Source organism: Pseudomonas sp. H1_F01 (genome assembly GCF_054681425.1).
This window is the reverse complement of sequence record NZ_CP162823.1, coordinates 1,008,435-1,020,692: the sequence shown is the minus strand read 5'-3', so window position 1 is coordinate 1,020,692 and position 12,258 is coordinate 1,008,435. Positions and strand designations below refer to the sequence as shown.

The window sequence follows — 12,258 nt, the reverse complement described above, 5'->3', positions numbered from 1 at the left end:
CTATGTACTTGACGCCTCAGCATGTTTTGCTCGCCGGTGCTACCGGGCTGACCGGGGAACATCTACTGGACCGGCTGCTCAACGAGCCGACCATCACTCGCGTATTGGCGCCTTCACGCCGGCCACTGGCTGAACATCCACACTTGGAAAACCCGGTTGGGGAGCCGGCCCAGGTGCTGCCACAACTCAGTGGCCAGGTGGACATCGCCTTCTGCTGCCTCGGCACAACCATCAAGAAAGCCGGCTCTGAAGCAGCCTTCCGCGCGATCGACCTGGACCTGGTCGTGGCGTTTGCCAAGCGCGCCCGGGAACTGGGCGCACGGCATCTGGTGGTGATCAGCGCGCTGGGGGCCGACGCCAAGTCATCGATCTTCTACAACCGGGTCAAAGGTGAAATGGAGGCGGCGCTCAAGGCCCAGGGCTGGCCGCAACTGACCATTTGCCGGCCTTCCCTGCTGCTGGGCGACCGCGTCGAACCGCGCCTGGCCGAGCAACTGGCTGGCCCCTTGTCGAAGCTGATCCCAGGCAAGTACCACGGCATCGAAGCCTGCCAACTGGCCCGGGCCATGTGGCGTCTGGCGCTGGAAGAGCAGGATGGGGTGCGGGTGGTGGAGTCAGATGAGTTGCGCAAGCTCGGCAAATGATTGCGGCGCCTGAGCGGGCGCCCTGTAGGAGCTGCCGAAGGCTGCGATCTTTTGATCTTTCGATCTTTCGCTTGTGACTCAAGTGGCTGGGGAAAGATCGCAGCCTCGTTGCACTCGACAGCTCCTACAGGGCTCCTGCGCGCAACCCAGCCCTTGGCTACAACCCCCCTGTAGCCTGAAACCCCACACCTATGGCGGTAAACAACGACAACGGCAACAACAAGGTATCGAGCAGCGCACTGCCCGGCAGATCGAGACCCGGGTAGCTCGGCGCCTCGGCGCCAAAGCGGTCCTTGGCGCAGCAGCCACCGTTGAGGGCGTACAAATCCAGGCGTGTTCCGGCGTACACCACCGGCGCACCAGGCTTGGCGGCGTCGAGGGTGCGGGCCGTGGCGCAGCCGGTCAGCTGCAGCGCCAACAGCACGATCAGCAGCTTATTCATCGCTGCTCAAATGATGTTCGCCCCAGCGCGGCAACATGTCCTGGGGAATGTTCAGCAGATTGAGGATCCGGGCGACGACAAAATCGATCAGGTCATCAATGGTCTGCGGCTGGTGATAGAAACCCGGCGAGGCCGGCAGGATGCTCACGCCCATGTTCGACAGCTTGAGCATGTGCTCCAGGTGAATGCTCGAATACGGCGCTTCCCGCGGCACGAGGATCAACTGGCGGCGCTCCTTGAGCGTGACGTCCGCCGCCCGTTCGATCAGGTTGTTGCAGGCCCCGGTGGCAATCGCCGAGAGCGTCCCGGTGGAACACGGCACCACCACCATGGCCGCCGGCGCGCCGGAGCCCGAGGCCACCGGCGACATCCAGTCTTCCTTGCCATACACGCGAATCTGCCCCGCCGCCGCACCGGTGTATTCAGTGAGGAAGGCCTGCATCATCTGGGTCTTGGCCGGCAGGGTCACATCGGTCTCGGTGGCCATCACCAACTGCGCGGCCTTGGAGATGAGGAAATGCACCTCGCGGTCTTCGCGCACCAGGCAATCGAGCAGGCGCAAGCCGTACTGGGCGCCGGACGCACCGGTCATCGCCAGCGTGATGCGTTCCGGACCATTGCTCATTTCAGCGCCTCGGCCAGTTTGCCGTGCAGGCCGCCGAAGCCGCCGTTGCTCATGATCACCACGTGAGTGCCGGGCTGGGCCTGGCTCTTCACGCGCTCGATGATGCCTTCCAGCGAATCGCTGACAATCGACGGCACCGTGCACAGCGCCGCAGTGGCACCGAGGTCCCAGCCGAGGTTGGCCGGTGCGTACCAGATCACCTGGTCGGCATCGACCACGCTTTCCGGCAGGCCGTCACGGTGCGCGCCGAGCTTCATGGAGTTGGAACGCGGCTCGATGATCGCAATCAGCGGCGCATCGCCGATGCGCTTGCGCAACCCGTCGAGGGTGGTGGCGATGGCGGTCGGGTGGTGGGCGAAGTCGTCATAGATGGTGATGCCGCGCACTTCGGCGACCTTCTCCATCCGCCGCTTCACGCTCTTGAACGCGCTCAACGCGGCAATGCCCATGGATGGCACTACACCGACATGCCGAGCCGCCGCCAGGGTCGCCAGGGCATTGGCAACGTTGTGCTGGCCGGTCATGTCCCACTCGACCACGCCTTGGGACACGCCTTCGAACATGACTTCGAATTGCGAACCGTCATCCTTGAGCAACTTCACCTGCCACTGCCCACCCGCGCCGGTGGTTTGCACCGGAGTCCAGCAGCCCATCTCGATCACGCGCTGCAAGGCCGGTTCGGTGGTCGGGTGAATCACCAGGCCTTCACTCGGGATGGTGCGCACCAAATGGTGGAACTGCCGCTCGATGGCCGGCAGATCGGGGAAGATGTCCGCATGATCGAACTCAAGGTTGTTGAGGATCGCGGTACGGGGACGGTAGTGGACGAATTTCGAGCGCTTGTCGAAAAACGCGCTGTCGTATTCGTCAGCCTCGATCACGAAGAACGGCGTGCCACCCAGGCGCGCCGACACCGAGAAATTCTGCGGCACGCCACCGATCAAAAAGCCCGGGCTCATGCCGGCGTGCTCCAGCACCCAGGCGAGCATGCTGCTGGTGGTGGTCTTGCCGTGGGTGCCGGCCACAGCCAGGACCCAACGGCCCTGCAGCACGTGATCGGCCAGCCACTGCGGCCCGGACACGTACGGCAGGCCTTTGTTGAGCACGTACTCCACCGCCGGGTTGCCACGGGACATGGCGTTGCCAATGACCACCAGGTCCGGCGCCGGGTCCAGTTGCGCCGGGTCGTAGCCTTGGGTCAGCTCGATGCCCTGGGCCTCCAGCTGAGTGCTCATCGGCGGGTAGACGTTGGCGTCGGAGCCGGTCACGTGATGGCCCAGCTCCTTGGCCAGGACCGCCATCGAACCCATGAAAGTGCCGCAAATACCGAGAATATGGATGTGCATAGTCGACCTCGTAAAACATGGCCGCAGGTTAGCCTAGGGAGGGGGAAATCGCACCTTGTGTTTCGAATCTGATCGTTCCCACGCTCCGCGTGGGAATGCAGCCCGGGACGCTCTGCGTCCCTGGAAGCCGAACGCGGAGCGTCCGCAGAGGCATTCCCACGCGGAGCGTGGGAACGATCGTCACGCGGTTATCGGGCAATCGCGTGCTTGCGCAGCTTGCGGTAGAGGGTATTGCGGCTGATCCCCAGTTGCTCGGCAGTGTGGGTCATGTGCCAGCGCTGGCGCTCCAGCGCATCGAGCAATGCCAGCCGTTCGGCATCCTCCAGCGGCCGCTCCGCCACCGTTTCAACCAGCGCAATCGACGGACGCTGGCGGATCATCGCCGGCAAGTCTTCCAGCCCGATCCGCCCGCCGTCGCACAGCGCGGCGAGGGTCCGCAGCACGTTGCGCAATTGCCGCACGTTGCCCGGCCAGTCGAACGCCAGCAACGCCTGGCGCGCCGGTTCGTCGATGGACACCGTCTCGGCCCCGCTCTCTTCCGTCAGCAGAAAATCCAGCAACTGCGACTTGTCGCTGCGCTCGCGCAACGCCGGCAACGGGATTTCCAAGCCGTTGAGCCGGTAGTACAAATCCTCACGAAAACTGCCGTCCTGCACCCGATCCAGCAACTGCCGGTGAGTGGCGCTGATGATGCGCACGTTCACCGCCTCGGGCTCGCCGCCGATGGGCACCACTTGGCGGTCTTCCAGCACCCGCAGCAAACGGGTCTGCAAGGCCAGGGGCATGTCGCCGATTTCATCGAGGAACAGCGTGCCGCCGTCAGCCTGTTGCAGCTTGCCACGCATGCCTTCCTTGCGCGCGCCGGTGAAGCTGCCGCCGCGATAACCGAACAGCTCGCTCTCGATCAGGCTTTCCGGGATGGCCGCGCAGTTGAGGGCGACGAAATGCTTGCCGGCGCGCTGGCTGGCGTGGTGCACGGCCTTGGCAAACGCCTCCTTGCCGGAGCCGGTTTCGCCCTGAATCAGCAGCGGCACATCGCGCTCGAACACCCGCAGCGCCTTGCGAAAATGTTCCTGCAACGCCGCATCCCCCAGGCAGATGCCCGGCAGCCGCGCGGGCTCGATAATCTTGAGCGCTGGCGCAACCGGCACCGGCACGCTGCGCGGCTGCCCGCGCAGCACGGCGAACAAATGCCGGCCGTCACGGGTGCGCAACGGCCAACTCGCACTGGCATTTACACTCGCGCGGCCGAGCAATTCGTCCAACGAACAGTCGAAAAAGTCCCCCACCCGCTGCCCCAGCAAGCTGCCGCGAATATGCCCCAAGAGGTTCAGCGCACTCTGGTTGACGGCGCTGATCCGCCCTTCGCCGTCGAACGCCATCAGGCCTTCGCTGAACAGCCCCACGGACTCAGCCTGCAGATGGAAGCGCAGCAGCCATTGATTGTCGAAGCAACGCAGGAAGTAGCAGCTCTCGATCATCTTCGCCGAGAGATTGACCAGGGCCATGGTGTGGAACTGGCTCTGGCGCGACACGTCCGGCCGGGCCGAAGACACGTCGAGCACCGCCAGCAGCTCGCCCTGGGGGTCGAAGACCGGGCTGGCCGAGCAGGTCAGGCCGGTGTGGCGGCCGCGAAAATGTTCTTCCTGGTGGATGGTCAGGGCCTGGCGCTCCACCAGGCAGGTGCCGATGCCGTTGGTGCCTTCGCAGGCTTCGCTCCAGTCGGCGCCGAGCCAGAGGCCGGCCCGTTCGAAAATCTTCCGTTCGCTGGGGGCGGTGACGCAGTTGAGGATCACGCCCCGGGCGTCGGTCAGCAACACCGCATGGCCGGCGCCGGAGAGTTGCTGGTGCAGGCTGGTCATTTCATTGCCGGCGATGTGCAGCACCTGTTGCAAGCGCTCGCGGCTTTCCAGCACCCGGCCATGTTCGAGCACCGTCGGCGCCAGGTTCTGGGCCGGGTCGAGGTGATAGTCCTCGAGGCAGCGCAACCAGGAACGGGCAATCGACGGATCGCTGCCAGGGCCCTGCAAATGGGCCTTGCCCTGGGTGACCGTCAGGACTTGCTGGGCATGGCGACTCAAATGGTTGCTGTGCATTTCTTATTGTTCTCCCCGAAGGTTGCGGCCTGCTGGAGCAACTGTCGAACCTGGCCCCTGTGGGAGCAAGGCTTGCCCGCGATGAACGATGACGCGCAGGTCAGTTGAACCGCGTCGTGGCTATCGCGGGCAAGCCTTGCTCCCACAGACCTTGCCCCCACAGACCTTGCCCCCACAGACCTTTGTTCCCGCAGGAGCTGTGCTGAATGTTCAGCATCCTCCAGCCCAACCGCCTTTGCAATGCTGGCGCGACCTGTCAGTCACAGACTGTCTCGCATCTGGCACAAACTGTCACACCCGCTGTATCGCAAGCGTCACACAACCCATCCGTTTGTCCGACCAACTCCTCCTAAAGTCTTGATTTACGGGCACTGCAAGGCAATGGCCCAACCTTTGCTCTAGGCTTAATTACCAGCGCTCAATTTTGCGCGGCCCTCCCGTATAAGCACAAAAGCCAAGGAGAACTCATCATGCGTTACGCTCACCCCGGTACTGAAGGCGCTATCGTTTCGTTCAAGAGCAAATACGGTAACTACATCGGCGGCGAGTTCGTCGCGCCTGTCAAAGGTCAGTACTTCACCAATACTTCCCCGGTCAATGGCGAGGTCATTGCCGAATTCCCGCGCTCCACAGCCGAAGACATCGAAAAGGCCCTGGATGCCGCCCACGCTGCCGCTGATGCCTGGGGTGCCACGTCGGTCCAGGCCCGTTCGCTGATCCTGCTGAAAATCGCCGACCGCATCGAAGCCAACCTCGAAGTGCTGGCGATCACCGAATCCTGGGACAACGGCAAGGCCGTGCGTGAAACCCTCAACGCCGACATCCCCCTGGCCGCCGACCACTTCCGCTACTTCGCCGGTTGCCTGCGGGCCCAGGAAGGCAGCGCCGCCGAGATCGACGGCAACACCGTGGCCTACCACATCCATGAACCGCTGGGCGTGGTCGGGCAGATCATCCCGTGGAACTTCCCGCTGCTGATGGCCGCCTGGAAACTCGCCCCGGCCCTGGCCGCCGGTAACTGCGTGGTGCTCAAGCCGGCCGAGCAAACCCCACTGGGCATCTGCGTGCTCATGGAGCTGATCGGCGACCTGCTGCCGCCTGGCGTACTGAACGTGGTGCAAGGTTTCGGCAAAGAAGCCGGTGAAGCCCTCGCCACCAGCAAGCGCATCGCCAAGATCGCCTTTACCGGTTCCACCCCGGTGGGCTCGCACATCATGAAATGCGCCGCCGAGAACATCATCCCGTCTACCGTGGAACTGGGTGGCAAGTCGCCGAACATCTTCTTCGAAGACATCATGCAAGCCGAGCCGAGCTTCATCGAAAAAGCCGCCGAAGGTCTGGTGCTGGCGTTCTTCAACCAGGGCGAAGTCTGCACCTGCCCATCCCGCGCGCTGGTGCAGGAGTCGATCTACGACGAATTCATGCAAGTGGTGATGAAGAAAGTCCTGCAGATCAAACGCGGCGACCCGCTGGACACCGAGACCATGGTCGGCGCCCAGGCGTCCGAGCAGCAATTCGACAAGATTCTTTCGTACCTGGAAATCGCCAAGGGCGAAGGCGCCGAGCTGCTGACCGGTGGCAAGGTGGAAAAACTCGAGGGCAACCTGGCGACCGGGTATTACATCCAGCCGACCCTGCTCAAGGGCACCAACAAGATGCGCGTGTTCCAGGAAGAAATCTTTGGCCCAGTGGTGAGCATCACCACCTTCAAGGACGAAGCCGAAGCCCTGGCGATCGCCAACGACACCGAGTTCGGCCTCGGTGCCGGCCTCTGGACCCGCGACATCAACCGCGCCTACCGCATGGGCCGGGCGATCAAGGCCGGTCGCGTGTGGACCAACTGCTACCACCTGTACCCGGCGCATGCCGCGTTCGGTGGCTACAAGAAGTCCGGCGTCGGGCGTGAGACGCACAAGATGATGCTCGATCACTATCAGCAGACCAAGAACCTGCTGGTGAGCTACGACATCAATCCATTGGGGTTCTTCTAACCTGCGGGAAATTGCGCCCGGCTGATCGTTCCCACGCGCAGCAAAGGAATGCCTCTACGGACGCTCCGCGTTCGGCTCTTTGGGACGCGGAGCGTCCCTGGCTGTGTTCCCACGCAGAGCGTGGGAACAATCAAAATCAAACAACAACGCCGTCCCACCGCTCTGGCATGAGCCTTGCGTGCCTGCTCCACAGCAATCCCGAAAGTCCAACAGATCAAACAATAAAAAAGACAGAGAGGACTTATGACTTCTACCACTCAACTCAAACCCACACTCGGCACCCTGCATTTATGGGGCATCGCCGTCGGCCTGGTGATTTCCGGTGAATACTTCGGCTGGAGCTACGGCTGGGGCACCGCAGGGACCCTCGGGTTTCTCGTCACCGCCCTCATGGTGGCGTTGATGTACACCTGCTTCATCTTCAGCTTCACCGAACTGACTACCGCGATTCCTCACGCCGGCGGGCCTTTTGCCTACAGCCGACGGGCCTTTGGTGAGAAAGGTGGGTTGATCGCCGGGATCGCCACCCTGATCGAATTCGTCTTTGCGCCCCCGGCCATCGCCATGGCGATTGGCGCCTACCTCAACGTGCAATTCCCCGAGCTGGACCCCAAGCTGGCGGCGGTCGGCGCGTACATCGTGTTCATGACCCTGAATATCCTCGGCGTCAGCATTGCCGCGGCGTTCGAGCTGGTGGTCACCGTGCTGGCGGTCGCCGAGTTGCTGGTGTTCATGGGCGTGGTCGCGCCGGGCTTCAGCTTCAGTAACTTCGTGCTCAACGGCTGGGCCGGCTCCAATGAGTTCAGCCTCGCCTCGATCCCGGGCATTTTCGCGGCGATCCCCTTCGCGATCTGGTTCTTCCTCGCCATCGAAGGCGCGGCCATGGCCGCCGAAGAAGCCAAGGACCCGAAACGCACGATTCCCCGCGCCTATGTCAGCGGCATCCTGACCCTGGTGTTCCTGGCCATCGGCGTGATGATCATGGCCGGCGGCGTGGGCGACTGGCGCACCCTGTCGAACATCAACGACCCGCTGCCCCAGGCCATGAAGGCCGTGGTCGGCAACAATTCAACGTGGATGCACATGCTGGTGTGGATCGGCCTGTTCGGCCTGGTGGCGAGTTTCCACGGGATCATCCTCGGCTACTCGCGGCAGTTCTTCGCCCTGGCCAGGGCCGGTTACCTGCCCCGAGGCCTGGCGAAGCTGTCGCGCTTCCAGACCCCGCACCGGGCGATCCTGGCCGGCGGCGTCATCGGCATCGCGGCGATCTACAGCGATGGCCTGGTCAACCTGCAAGGCATGACGCTGACGGCGGCGATGATCACCATGTCGGTGTTCGGCGCCATCGTCATGTACATCATCAGCATGCTCAGCCTGTTCAGGCTGCGTAAGACCGAACCGAACCTGGAACGCACCTTCCGCGCCCCGGGCTACCCGATCGTGCCGGGCATTGCGCTGTTCCTGGCGGTGGTGTGCCTGGTGGCGATGGCGTGGTTCAACACCGTGATCGGCCTGGTGTTCCTGGCGTTCATGGTGGTCGGCTACCTGTATTTCCAACTGACCGCCAAGCAACGCTCCGATGCACCGGCGGACGCTATGCTCACAGGTATCTGAAGTTGCACCGGCACCGGGCCGAGGGCATGGTGCCTGCTATTTAAAAGTGCACACAGTTCCCTTCCTGTGTGGGAAAACTCTTGGGAAGGCTCTGTGGGAAGGACTCTGTGAGAAGGACTCTGTGAGAAGGACTCTGTGGGAGCAAAGCTTGCTCGCGATAGCGGTGTATCAGTGGAGAATACTTTTCTGACACTCCGCTATCGCGAGCAAGCTTTGCTCCCACAAGGCTCTCCCACTGGGCTCTCTCACTGGGTTCTTCCACAGGGTTGGATCTGCGGTGTATTTGAGTATTTAGAGAACCAGGAGGACACCGCCCCATGGCCGCATTCGCCCATTCCGTCGGCGCCCAGACCTATCGCTTCGACAGCCTCAAAGACCTGATGGCCAAGGCCAGCCCGGCGCGTTCCGGGGATTTTTTGGCCGAGGTCGCGGCGCTCAACGATGGTGAGCGCGTGGCTGCGCAAATGGCCCTGGCCGACCTGCCCCTCAGCCATTTCCTGCAAGAAATGCTGATTCCTTACGAGGTCGACGAAGTCACCCGGCTGATCGTCGACACTCACGATAAACAAGCCTTCGCCACCGTCAGCCACCTCACCGTCGGCGGTTTTCGCGATTGGCTGCTCAGCGACGCCGCCGATGAACAGAGCCTGCGGGCGCTGGCCCCGGGCCTGACGCCGGAAATGGTCGCCGCCGTGTCGAAGATCATGCGCGTGCAAGACCTGGTGCTGGTGGCGCAAAAGATCCGCGTGGTGACCAAGTTCCGCGGCACCCTCGGCCTGCGCGGGCGCCTGTCCACCCGCCTGCAACCCAACCACCCCACCGACGAACCCGCCGGCATCGCCGCGAGCATCCTCGACGGCCTGCTCTACGGCAACGGCGACGCCATGATCGGCATCAACCCGGCCACCGACAGCACCGCCTCGATCTGCGCCATGCTGGAAATGCTCGACGCCATCATCCAGCGCTACGACATCCCCACCCAGGGCTGCGTGCTGACCCACGTCACCACCTCCATCGAAGCGGCAAACCGTGGCGTGCCCCTGGACTTGGTGTTCCAGTCCATCGCCGGCACCGAAGCGGCCAACGCCAGTTTCGGCATCAGCCTGAGCGTCTTGAAAGAAGGCTACGACGCCGGGCTCAGCCTGAATCGCGGCACCTTGGGCAACAACCTGATGTATTTCGAAACCGGCCAGGGCAGCGCCCTGTCAGCCAACGCCCACCACGGCGTCGATCAACAGACCTGCGAGACCCGGGCCTACGCCGTGGCACGGCATTTCAACCCGTTTTTAGTGAACACGGTTGTAGGATTCATCGGCCCGGAGTACCTGTACAACGGCAAACAGATCATCCGCGCCGGCCTCGAAGACCACTTCTGCGGCAAGCTTCTGGGCGTGCCGATGGGCTGCGACATCTGCTACACCAACCACGCCGAAGCCGACCAGGACGACATGGACACCTTGCTGACCCTGCTGGGCGTGGCCGGGATCAACTTCATCATGGGCATCCCCGGCTCCGACGACATCATGCTCAACTACCAGACCACCTCGTTCCACGACGCCCTCTACGCCCGCCAGACCCTGGGCCTGAAACCGGCGCCGGAATTCGAAACATGGCTGGCGAACATGGGCATCTTCACCCAGGCCGATGGCCGGGTGCGGTTCGGCGACAACCTGCCACCGGCGTTTCGTCACGCATTAGCTCATTTGGGATAAGCCGCATTGGGGATGAGAGAACTGCCCATGGACAAAAAACCTGTCGATCCACAAAACCCTTGGCTGAACCTGCGCAACCTCACTCCGGCGCGCATCGCCCTGGGCCGCACCGGCACCAGTCTGCCGACCCAGGCGCAACTGGATTTCCAATACGCCCACGCCCAGGCCCGCGATGCGGTGCACCTGGCGTTCGATCACCAGGGCATTCGCGCCCAACTGAGCGAGCGCGGCCGTGAAAGCCTGCTGCTCCACAGCGCGGCGGCCGACCGACACAGTTATCTACAGCGCCCGGACCTGGGCCGACGGCTCGACGACGCCTCCGCGCAGATCCTGGAGGATTACGCGGCGGCCCACCCTGGCGGCGTGGATCTGGCCATCGTCGTGGCTGACGGCCTGTCGGCGCTGGCGGTGCATCGCCATACCTTGCCGTTCCTGGCGCGGCTGGAAGAGCAGATCGCTGCTGACGGTTGGTCTGCGTCGCCAATAGTTTTAGTGGAGCAAGGCCGCGTTGCCGTGGCCGATGAAGTGGCACAGCGGCTCGGCGCGAAAATGTCGGTGATCCTGATCGGCGAACGCCCCGGCCTCAGCTCCCCCGACAGCCTGGGGCTGTATTTCACCTACGCCCCCAAGGTCGGCCTGACCGATGCCTATCGCAACTGCATCTCCAATGTCCGCCTCGAAGGTTTGAGTTACGGCATGGCCGCCCACCGCCTGATATACCTGATGCGCGAAGCCTGTCGCCGCCAGCTCTCGGGGGTCAATCTGAAGGACGAAGCCCAGGTTCACACTCTGGATTCGGAAAACGCTGCCGATATGAAAGGTAACTTCCTACTGGCGCCGCCCCAAAACTGATCCGTTTATCCGATTGCGTTTTTGATCCGCTTTCAGGCAGCATCAAAAGCACGGCAGCGCGATGTTGTTGTCTGAATATCTGTCGACCTTTGCAGACGAGACCTACCATGCGGATTATCCAAGCGACCCTGGAACACCTGGACCTGCTGACCCCATTGTTCGTCAAATACCGGGAATTCTACGGCTCCCTGCCCTACCCGGATTCGTCCCGAGCCTTTCTCGAAAAACGCCTGCGCCGCAAGGAGTCGGTGATCTACCTGGCCTTGCCCGATGATGACGACAGCAAATTGCTGGGCTTCTGCCAGCTCTACCCAAGCTTCTCGTCGCTGTCGCTCAAGCGCGTGTGGATCCTCAACGACATCTACGTCGCCGAAGACGCCCGCCGCCAACTGGTGGCCGACAACCTGATCCGCACCGCGAAAAAAATGGCCAAGGAAACCAACGCCGTCCGCATGCGCGTCTCCACCAGCAGCAATAACGACGTGGCGCAGAAGACCTACGAGTCGATTGGGTTCAAGGAAGACACCGAGTTCAAGAACTACGTGTTGCCGATCAGCGACGGGATCTGAGCCGTTGGGAGCAATGTTGGATGTGATGGTTGGGGACATATCCATTGCTGCGGTGAGGGCGGCTTAGGGTTCCGCCCTTACGGCGGGTCACTTTCGAAAAGCGCGAAAGTAACCAAAGCGCTCATGCCCCACCACTTGGTGCCTCGCTTAGGCTCGGCATGCCCTCACTCCGGCATTGCTCCGTGGGCCCGCCGCGAAGGGCCCTCCATGGCCCAGCGCGGCTATCCCGGCATCCATGCCGGGATACCCACTCCACAATGCCTGCGTTCGGCCAGCGTGGTTAACGGGGCGCCGAGATCAACATCCACCGCGAGGCGGCCTAACGGCCGACCTGACTCTCCCGGTCGTACACCCATCAGATCTGTTT

10 protein-coding genes are annotated in these 12,258 nt (G+C 62.8%); 6 read left to right on the top strand and 4 right to left on the bottom strand.

Features of this window, described 5'->3' with window-relative positions; genetic code table 11:
* The first annotated feature begins 2 nt into the window (after window positions 1-2).
* Window positions 3-644 carry an oxidoreductase gene (locus tag AB4O09_RS04680; protein WP_003205912.1) on the top strand — a complete coding sequence of 214 codons (642 nt, stop codon included), beginning with the start codon at window positions 3-5 and terminating at the stop codon, window positions 642-644.
* 157 nt (window positions 645-801) lie between these two features.
* Here the strand turns inward: AB4O09_RS04680 and AB4O09_RS04675 are convergent, their stop codons facing one another.
* The 4 genes from AB4O09_RS04675 to AB4O09_RS04660 all read right to left on the bottom strand — a co-directional run bounded on the left by AB4O09_RS04675 (window position 802) and on the right by AB4O09_RS04660 (window position 5,153).
* Window positions 802-1,086 carry a YceK/YidQ family lipoprotein gene (locus tag AB4O09_RS04675; protein ID WP_003205913.1) on the bottom strand — a complete coding sequence of 95 codons (285 nt, stop codon included), beginning with the start codon at window positions 1,084-1,086 and terminating at the stop codon, window positions 802-804.
* Window positions 1,079-1,711 carry a flavin prenyltransferase UbiX gene (gene ubiX, locus AB4O09_RS04670; protein WP_003205914.1) on the bottom strand — a complete coding sequence of 211 codons (633 nt, stop codon included), beginning with the start codon at window positions 1,709-1,711 and terminating at the stop codon, window positions 1,079-1,081. The genes AB4O09_RS04675 and ubiX overlap by 8 nt, the downstream gene beginning before the upstream one ends.
* Window positions 1,708-3,057 (bottom strand): UDP-N-acetylmuramate:L-alanyl-gamma-D-glutamyl-meso-diaminopimelate ligase, encoded by a 1,350-nt coding sequence (gene mpl / locus AB4O09_RS04665; protein WP_003205915.1) that lies wholly within the window; start codon window positions 3,055-3,057, stop codon window positions 1,708-1,710. Before mpl ends, ubiX begins: the two co-directional genes overlap by 4 nt.
* A gap of 188 nt (window positions 3,058-3,245) precedes the next feature.
* Window positions 3,246-5,153, bottom strand: a complete 1,908-nt coding sequence (locus AB4O09_RS04660; protein WP_212795367.1) for a sigma-54-dependent Fis family transcriptional regulator — start codon at window positions 5,151-5,153, stop codon at window positions 3,246-3,248.
* Window positions 5,154-5,623: 470 nt separating this feature from the next.
* Between AB4O09_RS04660 and exaC the strand changes: the two genes are divergently transcribed.
* From exaC to AB4O09_RS04635, 5 genes are all read left to right on the top strand, one after another.
* Window positions 5,624-7,144: an acetaldehyde dehydrogenase ExaC gene (exaC, locus tag AB4O09_RS04655; RefSeq protein WP_003205918.1), complete on the top strand. Its 1,521-nt coding sequence runs from the start codon at window positions 5,624-5,626 to the stop codon at window positions 7,142-7,144.
* Window positions 7,145-7,387: 243 nt separating this feature from the next.
* A complete protein-coding gene (gene eat / locus AB4O09_RS04650) occupies window positions 7,388-8,758 on the top strand; it encodes an ethanolamine permease (RefSeq protein ID WP_003205920.1) in 1,371 nt (456 codons plus the stop codon).
* 317 nt (window positions 8,759-9,075) lie between these two features.
* The gene (locus AB4O09_RS04645) at window positions 9,076-10,470 is read left to right on the top strand and encodes an ethanolamine ammonia-lyase subunit EutB (RefSeq protein ID WP_003205921.1); all 1,395 of its coding nucleotides are present in this window, start codon (window positions 9,076-9,078) and stop codon (window positions 10,468-10,470) included.
* A gap of 27 nt (window positions 10,471-10,497) precedes the next feature.
* Complete coding sequence (gene eutC / locus AB4O09_RS04640) at window positions 10,498-11,322, top strand: ethanolamine ammonia-lyase subunit EutC (protein ID WP_460107969.1); 825 nt, start codon at window positions 10,498-10,500, stop codon at window positions 11,320-11,322.
* Between the two features lie 107 nt (window positions 11,323-11,429).
* Window positions 11,430-11,891 (top strand): GNAT family N-acetyltransferase, encoded by a 462-nt coding sequence (locus AB4O09_RS04635; RefSeq protein WP_003205924.1) that lies wholly within the window; start codon window positions 11,430-11,432, stop codon window positions 11,889-11,891.
* Window positions 11,892-12,258: the final 367 nt, after the last annotated feature.

Excerpts from the sequence above, each read along its gene's own strand:
- AB4O09_RS04680 (WP_003205912.1), top strand. The coding sequence starts at position 3 with ATGTACTTGACGCCTCAGCATGTTTTGCTCGCCGGTGCTACCGGGCTG.
- AB4O09_RS04675 (WP_003205913.1), bottom strand. The coding sequence starts at position 1,086 with ATGAATAAGCTGCTGATCGTGCTGTTGGCGCTGCAGCTGACCGGCTGC.
- ubiX (WP_003205914.1), bottom strand. The coding sequence starts at position 1,711 with ATGAGCAATGGTCCGGAACGCATCACGCTGGCGATGACCGGTGCGTCC.
- mpl (WP_003205915.1), bottom strand. The coding sequence starts at position 3,057 with ATGCACATCCATATTCTCGGTATTTGCGGCACTTTCATGGGTTCGATG.
- AB4O09_RS04660 (WP_212795367.1), bottom strand. The coding sequence starts at position 5,153 with ATGCACAGCAACCATTTGAGTCGCCATGCCCAGCAAGTCCTGACGGTC.
- exaC (WP_003205918.1), top strand. The coding sequence starts at position 5,624 with ATGCGTTACGCTCACCCCGGTACTGAAGGCGCTATCGTTTCGTTCAAG.
- eat (WP_003205920.1), top strand. The coding sequence starts at position 7,388 with ATGACTTCTACCACTCAACTCAAACCCACACTCGGCACCCTGCATTTA.
- AB4O09_RS04645 (WP_003205921.1), top strand. The coding sequence starts at position 9,076 with ATGGCCGCATTCGCCCATTCCGTCGGCGCCCAGACCTATCGCTTCGAC.
- eutC (WP_460107969.1), top strand. The coding sequence starts at position 10,498 with ATGGACAAAAAACCTGTCGATCCACAAAACCCTTGGCTGAACCTGCGC.
- AB4O09_RS04635 (WP_003205924.1), top strand. The coding sequence starts at position 11,430 with ATGCGGATTATCCAAGCGACCCTGGAACACCTGGACCTGCTGACCCCA.